General features: G+C 66.8%; 6 protein-coding genes and 1 pseudogene. 4 read left to right on the forward strand and 3 right to left on the reverse strand.

Annotated elements, in window-relative coordinates:
• A pseudogene (locus tag AB4Y84_RS12180) lies at positions 1–467 on the forward strand (hypothetical protein); the annotation flags it as partial.
• A 96-nt stretch (positions 468–563) separates the two neighbouring features.
• Here the strand turns inward: AB4Y84_RS12180 and AB4Y84_RS12185 are convergent.
• Complete coding sequence (locus tag AB4Y84_RS12185; protein WP_442244155.1) at positions 564–1,055, reverse strand: GNAT family N-acetyltransferase; 492 nt, start codon at positions 1,053–1,055, stop codon at positions 564–566.
• Between the two features lie 234 nt (positions 1,056–1,289).
• On the opposite strand from AB4Y84_RS12185, the gene AB4Y84_RS12190 reads away from it, so the two are divergent.
• The 3 genes from AB4Y84_RS12190 (at position 1,290) to AB4Y84_RS12200 (ending at position 3,089) form a co-directional block, all read left to right on the forward strand.
• Positions 1,290–1,985, forward strand: a complete 696-nt coding sequence (locus tag AB4Y84_RS12190; protein ID WP_442244156.1) for a ComF family protein — start codon at positions 1,290–1,292, stop codon at positions 1,983–1,985.
• A gap of 58 nt (positions 1,986–2,043) precedes the next feature.
• Positions 2,044–2,595 (forward strand): HdeD family acid-resistance protein, encoded by a 552-nt coding sequence (locus AB4Y84_RS12195; protein WP_089237595.1) that lies wholly within the window; start codon positions 2,044–2,046, stop codon positions 2,593–2,595.
• Between the two features lie 122 nt (positions 2,596–2,717).
• Positions 2,718–3,089 (forward strand): SecDF P1 head subdomain-containing protein, encoded by a 372-nt coding sequence (locus AB4Y84_RS12200; RefSeq protein ID WP_263929013.1) that lies wholly within the window; start codon positions 2,718–2,720, stop codon positions 3,087–3,089.
• Position 3,090: 1 nt separating this feature from the next.
• On the opposite strand, the gene AB4Y84_RS12205 is transcribed toward AB4Y84_RS12200, so the two are convergent.
• Both AB4Y84_RS12205 and AB4Y84_RS12210 read right to left on the reverse strand, forming a co-directional pair.
• A complete protein-coding gene (locus AB4Y84_RS12205) occupies positions 3,091–4,878 on the reverse strand; it encodes an MFS transporter (protein ID WP_442244157.1) in 1,788 nt (595 codons plus the stop codon).
• A 162-nt stretch (positions 4,879–5,040) separates the two neighbouring features.
• Positions 5,041–5,330, reverse strand: a 290-nt coding sequence (locus AB4Y84_RS12210; RefSeq protein WP_442250199.1) for an amidohydrolase family protein, incomplete at its 5' end; no start/stop codon positions are given.

Consider the following 5,330-nt stretch of genomic DNA (forward strand, 5'->3'; position numbering starts at 1 on the left):
CGGTTGACGTGGCCTACGCGGCACGCGACGGCCGCGCGGTCATCKGCGCGTTGCCGCCCGGGGCGCAATTGGTGACTGATGCCACGGCCAAGCCAGTGGCCGAATTCCAGATGAAGGGCGCACCGCCAGCAGGGCAAGCCGGAATTGATGCAGCGGTGCGCAGCGGGATCCTGCGCCCGGCGACGGTGGCCGACCTGCGTGCCTGGGAGGCTGCCGGCCGACGCAACGGGGGTGCAGCGGACATCCCGCGCATCGAAGGCGCCAATGCCGAGCGGGAGCAGGGCACGCCCTTCCGTAGCTATACCGTGCTGAAAGCCTTCGCCATCCCAGCAGGGTTGTATGGCGCGCACGCGGCCACGTTCTTCGTGGCGCCCGGGGTGCCGGCGCCTACCGGGGAACCGGGACACTCGCAGGTGCGGTTCATGGAGAACGGGCAATGTGTCGGCGCGACCTGCGGGATGCGCTAAGGGGCGAAGGTCGGCTTTCTGGTCGAACGCGAGGCAAGGTGGACACTTGCAGGGGCGAATCGCATGCACCGCCGATCGCGCTGGCGCGCCTGTTCGTCATTTCGACCTGATCAGGAACAAGCGGAAGTCTGTTCCTTCTGACCCGGTTGGGACGCTGCATGCCATACCCATCTTTGCAAGATTCCGCTCCCAGAATGCGTGCGCCGCATGATCCTTGCGGAATGTGGCCAGCAACCATTCCCCCGTTGTTGGCCGCACAAGGTCTGCAACCACCGCAGATGCGATGCTTTTGCCGCGATGCTTTGGAAGGATGAACAGATCCGCCAACTCTGGCAGTCGCCTTCCCTGGAACTCGACGTCATCCACCTGGACGAATCCACACAAAAGGCCATCGAGCCAGAGCAGACGGGTCCACTCCGGTTCTTCGTGCAGGCGGGCCTGGACATCGGCAAGTGCGCAGTCGTAAAGACCATCGGCAAGGATATCTTCACCACTCCAGGCAGAGGCTTCGAAGTAGTACAGCTGCATCAATCTGAAGACCACATCTGCGTCCTGCGCATTTGCTTTGACCAGCGTCAGTCCGTCCATGCGGTAGAGATCCATCCAGGGCAACTGTGCCTATCCTGATGATAGCTGGCGCAGGATCGGCCAGTGATGGTTCTGCAGTTCCGGCCGTATGTGGATGGAGGCGCGTGGTAGCAGGTGCGATGCAGATCTACGGCCTGGCAAGGTGCAGCCCCCATCGGCCAACGCTCCCTGTACTGACATGCATGCAGCCCCTTCACCGATGGGCAGGCTGCGCTTGCAGGGCGATGCTACGGCATGCGCTTCCCACTGCCTTCTGTCCTGGGTGAATCATTACAGGCTGCCTTTCACCTGCTGCTGCCCCTGCGCTGCCTGGTCTGCAGCGAGCGCGGCCATGACGCCCTCGATCTCTGTCCCGCCTGCCTTGCCGAGATGCCGTGGGCGGGTCGCGCCTGCCTTCGCTGCGCGCTGCCGCTACCGGATGCAGCCCTGCCCATCTGTGGAACCTGCCGCGACGAGCCGCCACCGCAGACCGCGACCCATGCGAGCCTGTTGTACCTGCCGCCGGTCGATCAGCTGCTGGTCCGCTACAAATTCCACCAGGACCTGGCTGCAGGACGCCTGCTTGCGCAGTTGATGCTGCGCAACCCGCCACCGTGGTCGTGCGCGCCGCTGGTACCCGTGCCACTGCACCGCAAGCGACTGCGTCAGCGTGGCTATGACCAGGCCGCCGAACTGTGTCGCCTGCTGCAGTTGCCGACATGGCGCGGGCTGTACCGCCGCCGCCACACCGCGCCGCAGTCCGAACGCAGCGCCGAGCAGCGCCGCGACAACCTGTTCGACGCCTTCGATGTGCGCGGTGCTGTACCGGCGCGGCTGACCATCGTCGACGACGTGATGACCACCGGCAGTACCGTGCTGGAAATTGCAGAGACGTTGCGGTTGGTGGGGTCTGAAGACGTGCGGGCGTGGGTCTGCGCTCGCGTTCCGTGATCGCCCCTTTCATCCGCAAAGGCTAGGATGGCCACGAACCCGGATCGAAGGAGTGGTCATGAATTCCCCCTTGTCTCCCCTGTTGTCGGCCGTTGGACGCAGCTGGTGGATCCTGCTGCTGTACGGTCTGGTCGCGCTGGGCTTCGGCATCATCGCGATCGGCTGGCCGATGTCGGCGGCCATCGCGCTGGCCTGGACGCTGGGTGTAATGGCCATCGTCGAGGGCGTCATCAGCCTGCTGGCGCTGATCACCGGTGCCAGCGGCGCCTCGCGCGGCTGGTTGCTGCTGTACGTGGTCGCCTCGCTGGGCTTTGGCATCCTGGCCGTGATCAATCCGCTGGCCACCGCCAGCGTGCTGGTGCTGTTCCTGGCGGCATGGCTGCTGGTGGCGGGCATCTACCGCATCGTCTTCGCCATCCGCGTGCGCAGGCAGATTCAGGGTGAGTGGCTGCTGATCCTCAGCGGCGTGCTGGCCATCGTGCTGGGCCTGCTGTTCGCAGCCAATCCGTATGCCGGCGTGGCGGTAACCACACTGTGGATCGGCATCGGCAGCCTGCTGTACGGCGTGCTGCAGGTGCTGGTGGCGTTCAAGCTGAGGAAGCTGCGTTGATGCGGGGCTGGAGCAGATGGGCGCTGCTCGGTGGTGGCCTCGCGGTGTTGCTGCTGGCGGGCTGCAACCGGGTGCTTCCGGCTGAGACACGGCATCCGCCGCGGGAGGGGGTGCAGGTGCAGATGCGTGAGGTCGATCCCGATGGTCGCGCTACCCTGCAGTGGCAAGGGCGCAGCATCGCCGTGAAAGCGCCGCCGATGCTCACCAGTGCCGATATCGTCGACGTGCGAGCGGCGTTGGACGCCGCGCACCAGCCCGTACTGGAACTGACGTTCCGCAAGGAGTCCGCCGGCCGGTTGCTGCACGCGACCGAGGCCCTGGTGGGCAAGCAGGTGGCGCTTACCGTCGATGACCACGTGCTGTCCGTGGCCACCATAGCGGGCCCTTTTGGCGAGTCCATGCAGGTGGCCGGTACCAACATGAGCGTGGCCGAAGTGCACGACATGGCGCGCTACATCGTGCACGGCGGCCCTGCGCCGCCACAGCAGCGCTGAATCAGCGCTGCTTTCCTGCAAACCCGGCTTCGATCTCTTCCAGCGAGCGCCCCTTGGTTTCCGGCAGCCAGAATGCGGCCACCAGGAAGAACACGAACGTGCAGCCCGCCCAGAACAGGAACATGCTGGCGTAGCCGTAGTGCCCCACCGTCGGCAGGAAGATGGCGGCAATGGTGGTGGACACGAACTGGTTGATCAGCAGCGCGATGCTCATGCCGTTGGAGCGGATGCGGTTGGGCATCAGCTCGGACAGCGCCAGCCACACGCACACGCCTGGGCCAACTGCGAAGAACGCCACGAATACCAGGATGCAGGCAGCGACGGCCCAGCCATGCGCGGGCGGCGGAATCGGGCCGATACGGGCTTGCTCGATGCGCAGCGGTGCCTGCGCGGCACTGGCCGGGTCGGCGAACGGATTGAGGTGCAACGTGCGGAAGAACGCGCCGATGACGCTGTCCGGTTGCACGGTGCCGGCGCGCTCGATGCGCAGCTCGCGGTCGGTCAGGTTGTCGCTGCGCAGCGCGCGCACGTTGGTGAAGTCGCCATAGGCGTAGGACACGGTCAGCTGCAGCGGCCGGCCCTCGCGGTCGACGCCACCGGCAAGCCGCTGCCACTGCGCGTCATCCAGTACCAGTTGCAGGCCATCGCCGCTTACTGCGGCCTGCAGGTGCGGCTGCACGTCGGCGCGGCCCCGTTCGGCCTGGAAGAACAGCGTTGCTGCGGCCAGCAGGGCCACGCAGATGCCACCGCTGCCCAGCATCAGCAGGAACTTGCGACCCTTGCGGTCGACCAGCAGCAGCGCGGCGACGGTCATCACCGCGTTGAGCAGTTTGATCGCCACGTCGGCGCCGTTGGCCACCGAGCCGGACAGGCCTGCCTGGTTGAGGATGTTCACCGCATAGGCCAGCACCGAGTTGATGCCGGTGGCCTGGGTGCAGGCCAGCACCACGCAGGCCAACACGAACGGCACCACGTAGCGGCGGCTGAACAGCGGGTCACGCTTGCCGCTGCTGCTGCTCGATTCCGGAGCCTGGATCTGCGCCAGGGTGGGCTCGACGTCGGCAGCGGGCAGCACGCGCTGCAGGCTGCGGCGCGCATCATCGATGCGGCCACGACGCACCAGCCAGCGCGGTGATTCGGACAGCCAGAAGATGCCGGCGCAGAACAGCAGGCCCGGTGCCAGGCAGGTCCAGAAGATGGTGCGCCAGGCGTGGTCCTTCACCGTGAACAGCTCCTGCGCCTGCTGCGCGACCGGCAGCGAGCGCACCGACTCTGCGGCAGCGTCCACGGCATGGGCGTGGTACAGGCCGATCAACGCGGCCAGCACCAGGCCGACGGTCAGCAGCAGCTGGAACATCGCCGCGCCGCGGCCGCGTCGTTCCGGGCTGAGCACTTCGGCCAGGTACAGGGGAATGACCACGCCGATCAGGCCGCCGCTGACACCCTGCAGCAGGCGCCCCAGCAGCAGCGGGGTGTAACCCGAGGCCAGTGCCATGATCGGGATGCTGGCGGTGAACAGCACGCCGGCCAGCAGCATCGCGCCACGGCGGCCGATGAGGTCGGCGATCATGCCGGCGAACAGCGAGGACAGCACGCTGCCCAGCAGCACCGCGGCGACGACAAAACCGAGCTGCTGGCTGCTGAGCTGCCAGGCGTGGCTGGCGGTGGCTTCAAGATAGGGCAGGGCACCGGCGATGATGCCGATGTCGATGCCGTACAGCAGGCCACCGAGGCCGCCGATGAAGAGCAGGTAACGTACGGGCCAGCGCGGGGCGGTGCTTGCAGTCATCGACAGGTTCCCAAGGGGCGGAGTGCTTTCTGTAGAGCCGAGCCATGCTCGGCTGCTTTCCGTTCCGATATCGAGGTACCCCGTGCCGCGCCTCGCGCGGTGAGCCGAGCATGGCTCGGCTCTACAGGGAGCCTGCGCGGCATCCAGGCCGCATCGGGTGCGTCAGTTCAAATCGATCACGCGGCCACCGACCACGACCTGCTGCAGGCGCAGTTCCGCATCCAGCACCACCAAGTCGGCGCGGACGTCGGGCGCAATGCGGCCGCGATCGCCCAAGCCCAGGTAATCGGCCGGGAAGGTGGACACGCGCTGCGATGCGTCAGCCAGATCCAGACCCACCTGCACCAGGTTGCGCAGCGCCTGATCCATGGTCAGCGCGCTGCCGGCCAGCGAGCCGGTGGCCAGGCGCACGCAGCCGCCGCACTTGTGTACGCGCTGCTCGCCCAGCGCGT

Source organism: Stenotrophomonas sp. 2YAF22 (assembly GCF_052114665.1).
GTDB lineage: Bacteria > Pseudomonadota > Gammaproteobacteria > Xanthomonadales > Xanthomonadaceae > Stenotrophomonas > Stenotrophomonas indicatrix.